The sequence below is a fragment of the Roseococcus sp. GW821-FHT12F05 genome (genome assembly GCF_058806835.1).
In genome coordinates this window covers 1-15,127 of sequence record NZ_JBXAQB010000010.1, presented here as the reverse complement: position 1 = coordinate 15,127, position 15,127 = coordinate 1, and the positions used below count along the sequence as shown (strand labels likewise).

Sequence of the window (15,127 nt, the reverse complement as noted above, 5' to 3'; positions counted from 1 at the left end):
TCTTTCGCCGCCATGACCCACCCCCTCCAGTTCATCGGCATGATCTCGCATCGGGCCTCGTCCGAGATCCATCCGCCGAGCGGGCCTGTCCTCGATCCCGCCTATGTCCTCCGCTTCGCCCAGGCCCATGAGCAGGCGGGCTTCGACCGCATCCTCGTGGCCTGGCATTCCACGAGTCCGGACGCGCTGCTCGTCGCGGGCCATGCGGCCGCGAACACGAAGCGCATCGGCTTCATGGTCGCGCACCGGCCGGGCTTCATCGCGCCCACTCTGGCTGCGCGGCTGTTCGCCACCTTCGACCATCTGAGCGGCGGGCGGGCCGCGATCCACATCATCACCGGCGGCAATCCCGCCGAGCAGAAGCAGGACGGCGACTTCCTCGACCACGCCCAGCGCTATGCCCGCACCGATGAGTATGTCGGCCTGCTGCGGCGGGTCTGGACGAGCGAGCAGCCCTTCGACCACGAGGGCACCTACTACCGCTTCGAGCGCGCCTTCTCCGAGATCAAGCCGGTGCAGAAGCCGCATATCCCGATCTTCTTCGGCGGCTCCTCGGATGCGGCGGTCGAGAGCGCCGGACGTCACGCCGACACCTACGCCTTCTGGGGCGAGACGCTGGACCAGGCGCGCGACACCATCGCCCGCGTGCGCGAGAGCGCGGCGCGGGCCGGGCGCGATCCGGCTTCGATCCGCTTCAGCCTCTCGGTGCGCCCCGTCCTCGCCGACACGGAGGAGCGCGCTTGGGCCCGGGCGCGCGACATCCTGGAACGCATCCGCGCGCTGCGCGGCGAGAATTTCGGCAAGGGCAGCCCGAAGCCCGAGAGCATCGGCAGCAAGCGCCTGCTGGAGGCGGCCGCCGCGGGTCCCGTGCGCGACAAGCGCCTCTGGACCGAGGTGGCGGCGGCGGTGGGCGCCGGCGCCAACACCACCGCGCTCGTCGGCACGCCGGAGCAGGTGGCGGAATCGCTCGCCGAATACGCCGCGCTCGGCGTCTCGACCTTCCTCATCCGCGGCTTCGATCCGCTGGAGGACGCCCTGGACTACGGCCGGACCCTGCTGCCGGCCACGCGCCGCGCCGTGGCGGCGCTCGAACCCGTGCCCGATCGCAAGAAGGAGATCGAACATGCCTGACGGCTACATCAGCCCGCCGCTGCTGCAGACGGCGCCGATCAACTACCTGCGCGACGGGATCGAGCATCCCACGCGCTACATCACCACGCCGCCGCCGGGCGTGCCGGTGAACACCATCGAGGTCGAGACGCGCGCCGTCCTGGTGGAGAACGGCCGCTTCCGGCAGCACGAGTTCACGCTCGACCGCCACGGCTTCGCGCTGATCGACGCGCCGACCCGGGTGGCCGACCTCTACGACGAGGCCGCGATCCGGCGGGACTACTATCCGGAGGTGGAGGGCATCCTCCGCGCGCATCTTGGCGCGTCGCGCGTGGTGGTCTTCGACCACAACATCCGTAACGCCGGCCGCGCCGCCGGCGACACGAAGCTGCGCGAGCCGGCCAAGCGCGTGCACAACGACTACACCTACGCCTCCGCCCCGCAGCGCGTGCGCGACCTCCTGCCGGAGGAGGCCGACCGCCTGCTTGCCGGGCGCTTCGCGATCGTGAACCTGTGGCGGCCCATCAAGCCGGTGCAGGAGAGCCCGCTCGCGCTGGCGGAATGGCCGAGCATCGCCGAGGAGGACCTGGTGCCGACCTCGCTCGTCTATGCGGACCGCGTGGGCGAGACCTTCAGCGTGCGCCACAGCCCGCGCCACGCCTGGGTCTACTTCCCGAACCAGCTCCCGAACGAGGCGCTGCTGATCAAGGGCTACGACAGCGCGACGGACGGGCGGGCGCGGCTGTCCTTCCACGGCGCCTTCGACGACCCGTCCTCGCCGCCGGATGCGCCGCCGCGCGAGAGCATCGAGGTGCGGACGCTGGTCTTCTGGGACTGAGGGGGCCTCGCCCCCGGCGCAATCAGATCACGGCCGCCAGGCTGACGATCAGCAGGCCCGCGAACAGGGCGGTGAAGGCGCGCATGACCACCAGCCATCCGTCGAAGCCCATGCCCTTCGGCTCCTCCGGCATCTCGTCCTGGGCATGCTGGGCATAGACCCCGTGGGCGCTGCTCGTCGGTATCTCGCGCATGGCGGCTCATCCTCGGCTGATGACCGGAGGATGGCCCGCGCCTGTCGCCGGATGATCGCGCGGGGCCAGCGCTGTGTCGCGTTTGTCGCCCGGCGGCCGCTCAGGCGGCCCATTCCCCCGCGCGCATGACCGGCTCGGCCGTTCCGTCGGCCTGGACGCCGTCCACGTCGATCTCGGCCGAGCCGATCATCCAGTCCACGTGGATGAGGCTGCTGTTGCCGCCGCGGGCGGTGAAGTCCTCCTGGCTCAGCGTGTCGCCGTCGACGAAGCACTTCTTGTAGGCCTGGCCGAGCGCGATGTGGCTCGCCGCGTTCTCGTCGAAGAGCGTGTTCAGGAAGAGCAGCCCGCTGCGCGAGATCGGCGAGGAGGCCGGCACCAGCGCCACCTCGCCGAGGCGCCGGGCGCCCTCGTCGCTGCCGATCATGCGCTCCAGCACCTCCTGGCCGGTGCTCGCATGGGCCTCGACGATCACGCCGCCCTCGAAGCGCACGCGGATGTCGCGGATGACGGTGCCCTGGTAGGCCAGCGGCTTGGTCGCGGAGACGTGGCCCTGCGTGCGGGCCGCATGCGGGGTGGTGAAGACCTCCTCGGTCGGGATGTTCGGGTTGCCCGTGATGCCGTTCAGCGCGGTGGACTGCCCGCCCATCCAGGCATGGTTGTCCGCGAGCCCGACGGTGAGGTCCGTGCCCGGCCCGCGGAAGCGCAGCGCGGCGTAGCGCCGGTCGGTCAGGCGCTGGCGGCGGGCCATCAGGACGGCGTTGTGCTCGGCCCAGGCGGCGACGGGATCGGGGCGGTCCACGCGGGTCGCGGCGAAGATCGCGGCCCAGAGCTTCTCCACGGCCTCCGCCTCCGGCAGCTCCGGGAACATGGCCCGCGCCCAGGCCGGCGAGGCGTAGGGCACCAGGCTCCAGTTGATGGCCGAGGCGGTGATGAGCTCCAGTGCCGGCCGGTAGGCCTGCGCCCGGGCGCGGTTGGCGCGGGCCACCAGCCCGGCATCCTGCGCCGCCAGGAGGCCCGGATCCTCGCCCACGATGGCCAGGCGCGCGGCACCGCGCCGGAAGGCCTCGGCCATGCCGTCGAAGAGCCAGCCGGGCGCGGTGTCGAAGCTCTCGGGCGAGGCGTGCCGGAAGCGCGACAGGGTCTGCTGGTCGTCGGAGAAGAGCGTCGTGACGAGGCTGGCGCCGGCCTTGTAGGCCGCGTCGGTGATGAGGCGCGCGAGCGGCAGGGCGTCGATGGAGGCGGTCATGAGCACCTCCTGGCCGGCGCGCAGGTTCAGCCCGACGCGGACGGCGACGTCCGCCAGCCGGGCGAGCGAGTCCTGGGTGCGGGAGGGGGGAACGATCTGGTCCATGGCCGGCGTACTCCGCGATGCAGCTTTCGGCGGAGGGTAGCTTCCAGGCCCTCCGCCGGCCAGGGCACCCCAACCAAGGTATAGGTGCCCCATACCAACACGTGGCCGCTCCGTACCTGGGTAGAATGGAGCGGCGCACCATCTGGGACCTAGCTTCCGGTCGTCGGGATCGAGGCCTCGCCCGCCCCCGGCAGCAGCGAAGGACAAGCCCATGACCGACATCGCGGGGAGCCCCCTGCGGGCCCCGATCCTCGCCCATCGCGCCCGGCCAGGGCTTCGCCGATGGGCCGGCCTGCTCCCGTGCTTCCTCCTTCTCCTGGCCGTCGCCGCCTCGCCCGCATCGGCCCAGCCCGTGGGCGTGCAGGTGACCACCGTCCGCAACGCCGACGTCCCCTTCACGCTGCAGGGCATCGGCACGGTGCAGGCCTTCAACACCGTCACGCTGCGGGCGCAGGTCGACGGCATCCTGGAGCAGATCCGCTTCACCGAGGGCCAGGCGGTCCATGCCGGCGACGTGCTGGCGCAGATCGATGCACGCCCCTTCCAGGCGGCGCTGGACGAGGCGATCGCCAAGCGCGACCAGGACCAGGCGCAGCTGGTGAACGCGCGGCTGAACCTGCAGCGCTTCCAGGGCGTGGGCGACTTCGCCTCGCGCCAGCAGGTCGCGACGCAGCAGGCGTTGGTCGACCAGCTCCAGGCGCAGATCCGCAGCGACGAGGCCGCCATCGTGAACGCCCGGACGCAGCTCAGCTACACCAGCATCACCGCGCCGATGGATGGGATCACCGGCATCCGCCTGGTCGACCAGGGCAACCTGCTGCGCGCCACGGATGCGACCGGCATCGTGGTGCTGACGCAGGTCCAGCCGATCTCGGTGCTCTTCACCCTGCCGGCCGACAACTTCGCCGAGCTCCGCCAGGCCATGGCGGCCGGCCCGCTCACCGTGACCGCCCTGGAGCGCGTGGGCCAGCGCCCGCTGGGCGAAGGCACGCTGGCGCTGATCGACAACCAGATCGACCCCACCACCGGCTCGATCCGCCTGAAGGCGACGCTGCCCAACCGGGACACCGCCCTCTGGCCGGGCCAGTTCGTGAACGCGCGGGTGCTGCTGCGCACCGAGCACGACGTGCCCACCCTGCCGTCCACCGCCATCCAGCGCGGCCCGGACGGGACCTTCGTCTACGTACTGCAGGCCGACGGCACGGTCGCGGTCCGGCCCGTCACCGTGCGCCGCTTCGACGGCGGCGTAGCCGCGCTCGCCCCCGGGCTCGATCCGGCGGCGCGCGTGGTCACCACCGGGCAGTACCGCCTCTCGCCGGGCGCCCATGCCGAGGTGATCCCGCCCCAGGCGGCCGCGCCCCAAGGGGCCACGCCGCAGGGAGCCACCCCTCGGGGGGCCACGCCATGAACATCTCCGCGCCCTTCATCGCCCGGCCGGTGGCGACCATCCTGCTGATGGCCGCGCTGCTCGGCCTGGGCGTGGCCGCCTATCCGCTGCTGCCGGTCGCGCCGCTGCCGCAGGTGGACTTCCCGACGATCCAGGTCACGACACAGCTGCCGGGCGCGAGCCCGGACACGGTCGCGACCTCCGTGACGGCGCCGCTGGAGCGGCAGTTCGGGCAGATCCCCGGCATCACCCAGATGACCTCGACCAGCATCCTGGGCACCAGCTCGATCACGGTGCAGTTCGACCTGTCGCGCAACATCGACGGCGCCGCGCTCGACATCCAGTCCGCCATCAACCAGGCCGCGGGCCAGCTGCCGACGACCCTTCCCTCGCCGCCGCAGTTCCGGAAGGTGAACCCGGCCGACGCGCCGATCCTGGTGCTGGCCGTGCAGTCCGACGTCATGCCGCTGACGGAGGTGGACGAATATGCCGAGACGATCCTGGCCCAGCATCTGGGCCAGCTCTCGGGCGTCGCGCAGGTCGGCGTCGGCGGGCAGCAGAAGCCGGCGATCCGCGTCCAGGTGGACCCCGCGAAGGTCTCCTCGCTGGGCCTCCAGCTGGAGGACGTCCGCACCGCCATCGCCGCGCTGACCACGGACGCGCCGCAGGGCTCGATCGAGCGCGCGACGCGCTCCTTCACCATCTACGACAACAGCCAGCTGCTGACGGCCGATGCCTGGAACGACGCCATCATCGCCTATCGCGCCGGCGCGCCCGTGCGTCTCCGCGACATCGGCCAGGCCGTGGCGGCGCCGGAGAATGCCCGGCTGGCCGCCTTCGCCAACGGCAGGCCGGTGATCCTGCTCACCATCGTGCGGGTGCCGGGCGCGAACGTGATCGCGACGGTGGACCGGGTGATGGCGGCGCTGCCGGCGCTGCGCGCGGCGATCCCGCCCTCGGTGCACATCACCGTGCTGAGCGACCGCACGGAGACCATCCGCGCCTCGGTCAAGGACGTGCAGTTCACGCTGCTGCTGACGATCATCCTGGTCGTCGTGGTGATCTTCGTGTTCCTCCGCAACGTCAGGGCCACGATCATCCCTTCGGTGACGGTGCCGGTCGCGCTCATCGCCACCCTCGCGGTCATGTACGCGCTGGGCTACAGCCTGGACAACCTGTCGCTCATGGCGCTGGCCATCGCGGTGGGCTTCGTGGTCGACGACGCCATCGTCATGCTCGAGAACATCGAGCGCCACATCGAGGGCGGCATGAGGCCGATGGAGGCCGCGCTGCGCGGCTCGGGCGAGGTCGGCTTCACCATCGTCACCATCGGCGTCTCGCTGATCGCGGTGTTCATCCCGCTCTTCCTGATGTCGGGGCTGGTCGGGCGGCTGTTCCGCGAATTCGCGGTGACGGTCAGCGCGACCATCGTGGTCTCGATCCTCGTCTCGCTGACGCTGACGCCCATGATGGCCTCGCGCATGCTGCGCTCCCACGAGGCCACGCATCACGGGCTGCTCTACCGCATCTCCGAGCGGGGCTTCGAGGCCCTGCAGAACGGCTACCGGCGCAGCCTCGACGTGGCGCTGCGCTTCCGCTTCGTCACGCTCATGGTCTTCCTGGCGACGCTGGTGGCCACGGGCTTCGTCTTCGTCCGCATGCCCAAGGGGTTCTTTCCGCAGCAGGACACCGGGCTGATCCTCGGCACGATCCAGGCGCCGCCCGACATCTCCTTCGAGCAGATGGGGCGCACGGCCCATGCGCTAGAGCGGATCGCGCGGGCCGATCCGGGCGTGGCGGCGACGGGCATGATCATCGGCGCGGCCGCGGGCCTGCCGGAGAACCAGGGGCGGCTCTTCCTCGCCCTGAAGCCGCGCGACCAGCGCGCCGATTCCGCCGGGCAGATCATCAACCGGCTGGGCCCGCAGCTGCGGCGGGTGCCCGACGCCGTGCTGTTCCTGCAGTCGCTGCAGGACATCAATGTCGGCGGCCGGCTCTCCAGCACGCAGTTCCAGTTCACCATGCAGGACGCCGATCCGGCCGAGCTCGACGCCTGGGCGCCGCGCATCCTGGCCGCGCTCCGCCCCCTGCCGCTGCTGGCCGACGTGGCCTCCGACCAGCAGACCGGGGGCACGACGCTGACGGTGGAGATCGACCGCGACGCGGCCGGCCGCTACGGCATCACGCCGCAGATGATCAACGACACGCTCTACGACGCCTTCGGCCAGCGGCAGGTCGCGCAGTACTTCACCCAGGCGAACGCCTATCACGTGGTGCTGGAGATCCTGCCGGCCATGCAGCCCGACCCCACGGTGCTGCAGCAGATCTTCATCCGCTCGCCGCTGACCGGGACGCAGGTGCCGATGGCCTCCTTCGCGCATTGGAGCACGGCTCCGACGCGCTCGCTGACCATCAACCACCAGAGCCTGTTCCCCTCGGTCACCATCAGCTTCAACCTGGCGCCAGGTGCGGCACTGGGCGACGCGGTCGCCTCCATCCAGGCGACCCTGCGGCAGCTGGGCGCCCCCGGCGGCCTGCAGACCAGCTTCCAGGGCAATGCGCAGGCCTTCCAGGACTCGCTCTCCAGCGTGCCGCTGCTCGTCCTGGCGGCGCTGGTGGTCGTCTACATCGTGCTGGGGATGCTCTACGAGAGCTTCATCCACCCGCTGACCATCCTGTCCACGCTGCCCTCGGCGGGCTTCGGCGCGCTGCTGACGCTCTGGGTCTTCGGCTTCGACTTCAGCATCGTGGCGATGATCGGCGTGATGCTGCTGATCGGCATCGTGAAGAAGAACGGCATCATGCTCGTCGACTTCGCCCTCCATGCGGAGCGGAACGAGGGCAAGTCGCCGGAGGAGGCGATCCGCGAGGCCTGCCTGCTGCGCTTCCGCCCGATCCTGATGACGACGGCCGCGGCCTTGCTGGGCGGCGTGCCGCTCATGCTCGGCCACGGCACGGGGTCGGAGATCCGCCAGCCGCTCGGCTACGCCATCGTGGGCGGGCTGGCCTTCAGCCAGGCCTTCACGCTGTACACGACGCCCGTGATCTTCCTCTACCTCTCGCGCCTCCAGGGCAAGGCGGCCCCGCGTCCGGGCCCGGCGGCCGCTCCGGCGCCCGAAGCGCCCGCCAGGCAAGAAACCGCCTGACCCGAAGGATAGGCACCATGTCGCAGACCGAATCGAAGAAGCCCCTGGACCGCGAGGCGAGGCCACCCTCGCCGGAGCTCGAGCGCATGCTCGACGAGGCGCTGAAGCAGAGCTTCCCCGCCAGCGATCCCGTCGCCATCAGCATCACCGGCCGGTAGGGCCTTCCGGGTCGGGCGGCATCGCCCGGCCGCCCGCCGGATGCGCCGGCGACGGGGAGCCGGCGCCGCCGTCTACGCCCATGAGCCCCTGCGCCTCCCCCGGAGGCGCAGGGGCTTCGCATGTCCGGGGGCTGGCGCCCGGGTTCCGGCTCCGCCGGCGGGCTCCGGCCTAAACCTTCGTATGGTCGGGCTACCCGAAGAGCCGGCAGCATCAAACCTCCGTTGAATGGCGAGCAGGACGCCGCGCTGACACGCTTCTCCCCATCGAAGGCCGGATCGCCGCCCCATCGAGGCAGCCTCCGGAACGCGATTGGACCCGAACGGAGGAGTGGATTTCATGCTCGATCAGTCTGCGCAGCCCGCCTTCAACCCGCTCCCCTCCCTGGCGGGCGGCCTCTCCCCGGTGCCGTCCGGCATGGCCTACCGCCGTGGCCTGGGCGAGCCCTTCATCCCCATGTCCCGCCGGCAGCCGCCGCAGGACCACGCCCCCACCTCGATCTGGCTCAACGCCTCGGCGCTCCCGGCCGACGCCGTGCTGCGCGGGGCGGGCATCTCGGTGCTTCACCTCGACCACCAGCGGAACGGGACGCCGCTCATGCTGCACCACGTGCCGGACGAGGCCTGGCTGGTCGTGCTGGACCTCTCCGGCGGCACCGTCGGCATCCACGACCTGGCCCAGGGCTGGCAGGACGAGATGGCCGCGCCCTTCGACCGCCTCTACATGAACCTGCCGCGCCGGGTGCTGGGCGACGCCGGCCTGCGCGAGGTGCCCCGGCCGGGCCCCGTCGACGCGGTGGCCCTGGCGCTGGGCACCGCGCTGGCCGGCCAGCCGAAGGGGGCCCAGGTGGACAGCCTGCTCCTCGCCATGCAGGCCCATCTCCTGAAGGCCTATGCCCCGGTCGCACAGGCCCCGGCCGTGAGCCGCGGCGGGCTGGCGCCCTGGCAGCTCCGCAAGGCCAAGGCGATGATCGAGGCGCGGGTCGAGTCCGGCGTCTGCGTGGAGGAGATCGCGCGGGAATGCCGCCTGTCGCGCAGCTACTTCTCGCGGGCCTTCAAGCACAGCACGGGCGTGCCGCCGCATGGCTGGCTGGCCGCGCGCCGCGTCGAGAAGGCGAAGCAGCTGCTGGCGGAGGGCGACGTGCGGATCGCCGACGTCGCCGCCGAATGCGGCTTCGCCGACCAGAGCCACCTGACGCGCAGCTTCTCGGCGCATCTCGGCATCACGCCGGCGGCCTGGCGCCGCCACGCGCAGTCCGGCGGCGAGGCTCTCGCCTGAGCCGCCGCACGATCATCCAAGCCGCCGGCGCCCTTTGCTGTATGGCGGCGCCATACGAAGGTCTGACTGTTCCGGCATCGCGACAGGGCGCATCTTCCATGCGCTCACCCCGGTCTCCGGGGCGGTGCAACGACAAGGAGAAGCTGCCATGGACAAAACCGCCACACGTGCCCTCCGGAAGGCGCCGCTCGCCACGCCGGCCGGCTATTCCGACAATGCGATCAAGGACCTCTCGGCGGCGCTGAATCTGGCGCTGGCCGACATGTTCGCCCTCTACCTGAAGACGAAGAACTTCCACTGGCACATGTCGGGCCCGCATTTCCGCGACTACCACCTCATGCTGGACGAGCAGGGCGAGCAGATCTTCGCCACCACCGACGACCTGGCGGAGCGGGTGCGCAAGGTGGGCGGGACGACGCTGCGCTCCATCGGCCACATCGCGCGCACGCAGCGCCTCTCCGACAACGACGCCGACTTCGTCACGCCGAAGGACATGCTGGCCGAGCTGCAGCAGGACAACACGCAGCTCGTCAAGTACCTGAAGGCGGCGCACGACGTCTGCGACGAGCATGGCGACGTCGCCAGCGCCAGCCTGCTGGAGAACTGGATCGACGAGGCCGAGCGGCGCGCCTGGTTCCTCTACGAGGCGACCCGCGGCGCCGACAACGCCTGATGGCATGAGGCAGCGCCGCCTGGCGGCGCTGCCGACGCGAGGCCGGGCGCCTTCCCCATGCGGGGAAGGCGCCCGGCTTTTTCGCTTTTGTGGTCCGACCTAGCCGGGATGCCCCAGCGCGGCCTCGACGCAGTCGATGATGGCCTGGCCCTCGAAGGGCTTGCTCAGGAAGCCGAAGGCGCCGGCGTCCGCGGCCTGGCGGCGCACGCGCTCCTCGGGGAAGGCGGTGATGAAGATCACGGGCATCGGACGCCCCGTGGCGACCAGCCTCTGCTGCAGCTCGATGCCGGTCATGCCGGGCATCTGCACGTCGGTGATGAGGCAGTCTGCGTCCCGCAGCCGGTCCGAGCGCAGGAAGTCCTGCGCCGAGGCGAAGCTGAAGGCCGTGTAGCCCAGGGAGCGCATCAGGCTCTCCGTCGCGATGCGAACGGAAGGGTCGTCATCGACGATGGCGATCACGGGGACACGGGACACGACATGTTCCTTGAGCGGCGGCGCGGGTGGCCGCGGATCGGTCCGGCACGCCATGCGGGAGAAAATGACCCCTCCGGCCGCCCCTGAGAATCATACACAGGTTTAGTCGGCGGATTTCCCGGCGGGCTGGTGCAGCCCGAGGCCCTCGGCCATGCGGACCAGCTCGGCGAAGGTCCGCGCGTTCATCTTCCGCATGACGCTGCCCCGGTGGATCTTCACGGTGATCTCGCTGAGGCCGATCTCGCCGGCGATCTGCTTGTTCAGCAGCCCCCGGGTGACCAGCGTCATGATCTGGCGCTCGCGCGGCGACAGGGCCTGGAACAGGGCCTGCAGCTCCGCGGCCGTGCGCTCGCTCTCCCGGCGCTCGGCGTCGCGCTGGATGGCGGTGGAGACGGCGTCGAGCATGGACTGGTCGCGGAAGGGCTTGGCCAGGAAATCCACGGCCCCCGCCTTCATCGCCTGCACCGTCATGGGGATGTCGCCATGGCCCGTCATGAAGATGATGGGCACCGACATCCGGGACTGGGCGAGCTGGGCCTGGAAGTCCAGCCCGCTGAGGCCGGGCAGCCGCACGTCGAGCACCAGGCAGGAGGCCTCCCCCGCCACGCCGCTCTGCAGCAGGGCGGCGGCCGAGCCGAAGGCCGCGACGCGCCAGCCGACCGAGCGGAACAGGCTGTCCAGCGCCTCGCGCAGCGACGTGTCGTCGTCCACCACCGCGACGAGCGGCGCCTCCGGTTCCGCGGGGACGGCGGCGGGGCGCTTCATGCCGCGCCGGCCCCGGCCACCGGCAGGGCGATGCGGAAGCTCGCGCCCCCGCCGTCGCCGGTGCCGGCGGAGATGCGGCCGCCGTGGGCCTCGATGATCGAGCGGCAGATGGAGAGGCCCATGCCCATCCCGTCCGGCTTGGTGCTGTAGAAGGCGTCGAAGAGCTGATCCAGCCGGTCCGCGGCGATGCCCGGGCCGGTGTCCCGCACCTCGATCGCGATATGCTCCCCGGCCTCCGGCCTCGCCGCGATCGTCAGGGCGCGGGGCCCGTCCGCGACGGAGGCCATGGCCTGGATCCCGTTCATCACGAGGTTGATGAGCACCTGCTGCAGCTGCACCTTGTCGCCGATCACCGGCGGCAGCTCGGTGAGTTCCAGCCGCAGCCTGACGCGGTGATGCCGGATCTCCGGCTGCACCAGGGGCAGGGTCTCGCCGATCAGCGCCCGCAGGTCCAGCGGGACGCGGCGGAGGTCGCCCTTGCGGGCCATGGCGCGCAGCCGCTGGATCACCTCGGCGGCGCGGCGGCCGTCGCCGATCATGCGCTCCAGCCCGACGCGCACCTCCTCCAGCTCCGGCACGGGGCGCTTCAGCCAGCGCAGCGCGGCCTCGCCATGCGCCACGATGGCGGCGAGCGGCTGGTTCACCTCATGGGCGATGGAGGCGGTCAGCTCGCCCATCGTGGCCACGCGGCCGACATGCGCGAGGTCGGCCTGGGCGCGGCGGGTCTGGTCCTCGGCGCGCCGGCGGGCGGTGATGTCGACATTGGTCTCCAGCACGACGAAGCCGGAGCCGCGCTTCTGCAGGGACCAGCGGCTCGCCACGATCACCTGCGAGCCGTCGCGCCGGTGGTGGGTCAGCTCGCCCTCCCAGCGGCCGTCGCGGCGCAGCTCGGCCATGATGGCGGGCAAGGGGGATGGGAACTCGGTCCGCAGCAGGCTGTGGGTGTCCTGCCCGAGCGCGTCCTCGCGCGGCCAGCCGTAGAGCTCCTCCGCGCCGCGGTTCCAGTAGGTGATGCGCTCCGCGGCGTCGCGCACGAAGACGGTGTCGTGCGTGAGGTCCAGCAGCTGCGCCTGCTCGAGCAGCGTCAGCATGGTCGTCTTCATGCGGACGGCGAGGAGGGTCGTCACGACGATGGCCGAGAGGCTCACCACGCAGCGCGCCACCGCGCCGGCGGAGGGCTGCATCCCATGGGTGACGAGGAAGCTGGCCAGCGTCGCCAGGATGCAGGCGGCACCGATCAGCAGCAGCTGCCGGCGCGTCGCGAATTCGACCGTCAGCAGGACGACGGTGCCGTACATGACGGCGATGGCGACATCCAGCGTCGTCAGCGTGTCGATGGCGAAGGTCGCCAGCGCGATGACGGTCGCGCCGATGCGGGAGGCCAGGGCCGGGATCCGCGGCGGCGCTGCGTCGGCCTTGGTCGCGCGCGGTCCCGATTCCTGCGGCAAGGCGTCCAAGTGGTGGTTACTCCGGAGGATCCGTCATGGAGGCGTGGGAGGCTTGGCGGCGAAACTAGCTTAAAGCTGGCCGCTGCCAATCCGTCTGTCGCGCTGCCCTGATGCGCCCGCCCCGCGCGATTCCCAGCCCTCCGGGCCGATGCTAGGAGGGAGGGCGAAACGAACGCCGGAGGCGACCCAGGAATGACCCCAGAAGCCCGCAAGGCCGCGCTGATCACCGGCGCCGGACGCAACATCGGCCGCGCCGTCGCCATCGGGCTCGCGCAGGACGGCTTCGACGTCGCCGTCAACGGCTCGTCCGACCGTGCCGCGGCGGAGGCGGTGGCGGGCGAGGTGCGCGCGCAGGGCCGGCAGGCCCTCGTCCTGATGGGCGATGTCGGCAGCCGCGGGGAATGCCTCCGCATCGCCGCGGAGGCGCTGGCCGCCTTCGGGACCATCGACGTGCTGGTGAACAACGCCGCGCTGCGGCCGGAGAAGCCCTTCCTGGAGATCACGCCGGAGGAGTGGGCGCGCGTGATGACGGTGGACCTGGAGGCGGCCGTGTGGCTGTCGCAGGCGCTGCTCCCGGGCATGATCGCGCAGGGCTGGGGCCGGATCGTGAACTTCACGGGGATGAACGCGATGCAGGGCTATACCGGCCGCGCGCCGGTCTCGGTCGCCAAGCACGGCGCCTGGGGCCTGACCAAGGCGCTGGCGAAGGAATTCGCGGCGCAGGGCGTCACGGTGAACGCCATCTCGCCCGGGCCGATTGCGGCCGACGACGATGTGCCCGGCGTGAAGACGGACCGCCACGGCTATGTGGTGAAGGTCCCGTCCGGCCGCATGGGCACGCCGGCCGAGATCGCGGCGGTGGTGCGCATGCTGGCCGGTGAGGGCGGCGCCTATGTCAACGGCCAGATGCTGCAGGTGAACGGCGGCGCGGCGACCTGACCTTCAGTTCGTGGAGGCCTCGAGCAGCGGCCGCCAGCGGGCGATCTCGGCGCGCCAGAAGGCCTGGCCGCCGGCCGGCGCCGTGCGCTCGTCCGTGGCGGGGATGCGCCGAGCTCGACCATGCGGCGCAGCACGTTCTCGTCGCGCAGCGCCGACAGCAGCGCGCGGTTCAGCCGCTCCACCGCGGGCCGCGGCGTGCCCGCCGGCGCAAAGAGCATGTTCCAGCCGGACATGCGCATCGCCGGCAGGCCGCCCTCTTCCGTGGTCGGCACGCCGGGCAGGGCAGGGGCGCGGGCCGGCGTCGTGATCGCATAGGCGCGGATGGAGCCGGAACGGATGTGCTCGGCATTGTTCGTCGTCTGGTCGCAGCCCAGGTCGAGATTGCCGGCCATCAGGTCGTTCATCACGAGCGCGTTGCCGCGATAGGGCACCAGCGTCACCGGCGTGCCGATGGAGGCGAGCAGCAGCAGGCTGCACAGGTGGCTCGTGGAGCCCACGCCGGCATTGCCGAGGTTCAGGCCCATCCCTTCGCGGCGCACGGCCGCCACCAGGCCGGCGAGGTCGGGCGCGGGAAAGTCGCGGCGCGCGATGATGGCCATCGGCACCTCGTTCACCATGCCGATCGCCTCCAGCGCCAGCGGGTCGAAGGGGAGGCTGCGGAGGAGGGTGGGGATCGTCGCCTGGGCCAGGCTGCCGAAGAGGATCGTGTGGCCGTCGGGCCGCGCGGCCGCGACGCGGCCCTGCCCCAGCGAGCCCCCGGCGCCCCCGGCGTTCTCCACCACCACGGGCTGGCCGAGATCCGCGGACAGGGCGGGGACGATGAGGCGCGCCACGACATCGGCCGGGCCGCCCGGCGCGAAGCCCACGACCATGGTGACGGGGCGCGCCGGGAAGGCAGGCGGCGCTCCCTGGGCCATCGCGTGGCTCGCGAGGACCGCCGCGAGGGCGGCGCCGAGCAGGCTCCGGCGGATGATCTTCAACGGCTTCTCTCCCGGCTTCATCCCCCGGGGCGGACACCGGCCGCGCGTCCCCAGGACGGCGCGCCGGATCCGCGGCCGGAATGGCGGTGAATCCTGCGCCCCGACGCGGCGCGCGTCGAGGGAGGGCCGGCCTTGCCGCTTCCCACGATCGCATCCGGAAGGCACGGCGCGGCGCGGCACCGGCGGCCGCACCTTCCAAACGTTCAATCGCCGGTCCTCCCCGATCGGCGAAACAGGCGGGCAGGCGCAACCACCCCACACAGGAGTCATCGCCATGATGAATCGCCGTCTCTTCGCCTCCACCCTGGCGGCCGGGGGGGGGGGGGGGGGGGGGGGGGGGGGGGGGGGGGGGGGGGGGGGGGGGGGGGGGGGGGGGGGGGGGGGGGGGG

At 71.8% G+C, this 15,127-nt stretch carries 14 protein-coding genes; 8 read left to right on the top strand and 6 right to left on the bottom strand.

Features of this window, described 5'->3' with window-relative positions; all coding sequences use genetic code 11:
* Window positions 1-12 precede the first annotated feature (12 nt).
* Both AC1ROY_RS21805 and AC1ROY_RS21800 read left to right on the top strand, forming a co-directional pair.
* Complete coding sequence (locus AC1ROY_RS21805) at window positions 13-1,131, top strand: LLM class flavin-dependent oxidoreductase (protein WP_493150994.1); 1,119 nt, start codon at window positions 13-15, stop codon at window positions 1,129-1,131.
* Window positions 1,124-1,948: a CmcJ/NvfI family oxidoreductase gene (locus AC1ROY_RS21800; RefSeq protein ID WP_493150993.1), complete on the top strand. Its 825-nt coding sequence runs from the start codon at window positions 1,124-1,126 to the stop codon at window positions 1,946-1,948. The genes AC1ROY_RS21805 and AC1ROY_RS21800 overlap by 8 nt, the downstream gene beginning before the upstream one ends.
* Window positions 1,949-1,970: 22 nt before the next feature.
* Here the strand turns inward: AC1ROY_RS21800 and AC1ROY_RS21795 are convergent, their stop codons facing one another.
* Together AC1ROY_RS21795 and AC1ROY_RS21790 are read right to left on the bottom strand one after the other, a co-directional pair.
* Entirely contained in the window at window positions 1,971-2,141 is a 171-nt protein-coding gene (locus AC1ROY_RS21795; RefSeq protein ID WP_493150992.1) for a hypothetical protein, read from the bottom strand.
* Window positions 2,142-2,241: 100 nt separating this feature from the next.
* Window positions 2,242-3,492 carry an aminopeptidase gene (locus AC1ROY_RS21790; RefSeq protein ID WP_493150991.1) on the bottom strand — a complete coding sequence of 417 codons (1,251 nt, stop codon included), beginning with the start codon at window positions 3,490-3,492 and terminating at the stop codon, window positions 2,242-2,244.
* Between the two features lie 211 nt (window positions 3,493-3,703).
* On the opposite strand from AC1ROY_RS21790, the gene AC1ROY_RS21785 reads away from it, so the two are divergent.
* From AC1ROY_RS21785 to AC1ROY_RS21765, 5 genes are all read left to right on the top strand, one after another.
* The gene (locus tag AC1ROY_RS21785) at window positions 3,704-4,900 is read left to right on the top strand and encodes an efflux RND transporter periplasmic adaptor subunit (RefSeq protein WP_493150990.1); all 1,197 of its coding nucleotides are present in this window, start codon (window positions 3,704-3,706) and stop codon (window positions 4,898-4,900) included.
* On the top strand, window positions 4,897-8,025 hold the full coding sequence (locus tag AC1ROY_RS21780) for an efflux RND transporter permease subunit (protein ID WP_493150989.1): 3,129 nt from the start codon (window positions 4,897-4,899) through the stop codon (window positions 8,023-8,025). Before AC1ROY_RS21785 ends, AC1ROY_RS21780 begins: the two co-directional genes overlap by 4 nt.
* Before the next feature lie 17 nt (window positions 8,026-8,042).
* On the top strand, window positions 8,043-8,183 hold the full coding sequence (locus AC1ROY_RS21775) for a hypothetical protein (protein WP_493150988.1): 141 nt from the start codon (window positions 8,043-8,045) through the stop codon (window positions 8,181-8,183).
* Window positions 8,184-8,520: 337 nt separating this feature from the next.
* On the top strand, window positions 8,521-9,459 hold the full coding sequence (locus tag AC1ROY_RS21770; protein WP_493150987.1) for a helix-turn-helix domain-containing protein: 939 nt from the start codon (window positions 8,521-8,523) through the stop codon (window positions 9,457-9,459).
* A gap of 148 nt (window positions 9,460-9,607) precedes the next feature.
* Window positions 9,608-10,132, top strand: a complete 525-nt coding sequence (locus AC1ROY_RS21765) for a Dps family protein (RefSeq protein ID WP_493150986.1) — start codon at window positions 9,608-9,610, stop codon at window positions 10,130-10,132.
* Between the two features lie 99 nt (window positions 10,133-10,231).
* Here AC1ROY_RS21765 and AC1ROY_RS21760 read toward each other — a convergent pair whose 3' ends face one another.
* From AC1ROY_RS21760 to AC1ROY_RS21750, 3 genes are all read right to left on the bottom strand, one after another.
* Window positions 10,232-10,606, bottom strand: a complete 375-nt coding sequence (locus AC1ROY_RS21760; protein ID WP_493150985.1) for a response regulator transcription factor — start codon at window positions 10,604-10,606, stop codon at window positions 10,232-10,234.
* 102 nt (window positions 10,607-10,708) lie between these two features.
* Window positions 10,709-11,371, bottom strand: coding sequence for a response regulator transcription factor (locus AC1ROY_RS21755; RefSeq protein WP_493150984.1), 663 nt, complete (start codon window positions 11,369-11,371; stop codon window positions 10,709-10,711).
* Entirely contained in the window at window positions 11,368-12,828 is a 1,461-nt protein-coding gene (locus AC1ROY_RS21750) for a sensor histidine kinase (protein ID WP_493150983.1), read from the bottom strand. The genes AC1ROY_RS21755 and AC1ROY_RS21750 overlap by 4 nt, the downstream gene beginning before the upstream one ends.
* A gap of 183 nt (window positions 12,829-13,011) precedes the next feature.
* Between AC1ROY_RS21750 and AC1ROY_RS21745 the strand changes: the two genes are divergently transcribed.
* Window positions 13,012-13,758 (top strand): SDR family NAD(P)-dependent oxidoreductase, encoded by a 747-nt coding sequence (locus AC1ROY_RS21745; protein WP_493150982.1) that lies wholly within the window; start codon window positions 13,012-13,014, stop codon window positions 13,756-13,758.
* Here AC1ROY_RS21745 and AC1ROY_RS21740 read toward each other — a convergent pair.
* Window positions 13,710-14,738: a tripartite tricarboxylate transporter substrate-binding protein gene (locus tag AC1ROY_RS21740; protein ID WP_493150981.1), complete on the bottom strand. Its 1,029-nt coding sequence runs from the start codon at window positions 14,736-14,738 to the stop codon at window positions 13,710-13,712. The two genes, AC1ROY_RS21745 and AC1ROY_RS21740, sit on opposite strands and share 49 nt — an antisense overlap.
* Window positions 14,739-15,127 lie beyond the last annotated feature (389 nt).